This is a genomic window from Pelotomaculum propionicicum (genome assembly GCF_004369225.1).
Taxonomy (GTDB): domain Bacteria; phylum Bacillota; class Desulfotomaculia; order Desulfotomaculales; family Pelotomaculaceae; genus Pelotomaculum_B; species Pelotomaculum_B propionicicum.
In genome coordinates, this window is the sequence record NZ_QFFZ01000143.1 from 1 (window position 1) to 893 (window position 893).

Below are 893 nucleotides of genomic sequence, written 5' to 3' on the forward strand. Positions count from 1 at the left end.
AATACCATATACGGAATTAAAAGCATACGCAATGCTGTGAGCCAATTTCTGAAGAGCCCGGTGCGGGAAATCCGCACGCCGGGTTCCGTGGGGGTTGGGCCACCAAATGGTGGCCCTTCTACCCGGACCTCGGGGTGAAATTCCCCGGGGCTACTCACCGAGTGGTCCACTGCCGCAATTTAAAAGCGGCCGAAGAACTTCACGAAAGCCTAAAGGAGCGCTTTGCGGAATGCGGACTGGAAATTCATCCAGATAAGACCCGCATTATTTACTGCAAGGATGACGACCGGCGGGGCAATTACCTGGAAACCAAATTTGACTTTCTGGGCTACACCTTCCGACCTCGGAGATCCAAGAGCAAATACGGGAAGTACTTCATCAACTTCACTCCGGCAGTTAGCAATAAGGCGAAAAAGGCCATGCGGCAGACTATTCGGGGGTGGCGTATGCACCTTAAGCCAGACAAGACCCTGGAAGACCTATCACGGATGTTCAATCCGGTAATCAGGGGATGGGTTAACTATTACGGACGCTTTTACAAAACGGAACTCTACAAAGTACTCAGGCATATGGACCGAGCCTTGGTAATATGGGCGAGGAAAAAGTACAAGAAGCTTGCCGGACATCAGCGGCGAGCGACNNATTGGCTCGGNAAGATNGCCAGACGNGAACCGAANNTGTTNNTNCACTGGCAAATGGGGATNTNTCCTNCGGNTGGATNATGGGAGCCGGATGAGCTGAGAGGTTCAAGTCCGGTTCTGAGAGGGTTGCGCCTTGCAAGTTCAAGGAGCACATGCGACCTGAAATGGTCGCCTTGATAAAGCCTAACCAGCAGTTAAGTACCGAGTCTTGCGTGGTGTGTGGTAACATGCATCGCGAAGCGTAGACAGGAA

Annotated in this window: 1 pseudogene; it reads left to right on the plus strand. The window is 52.1% G+C overall.

What is annotated here, in order from left to right:
• The first annotated feature begins 419 nt into the window (after nucleotides 1-419).
• Nucleotides 420-818, plus strand: a pseudogene (locus Pmgp_RS20455) (group II intron maturase-specific domain-containing protein).
• Nucleotides 819-893: the final 75 nt, after the last annotated feature.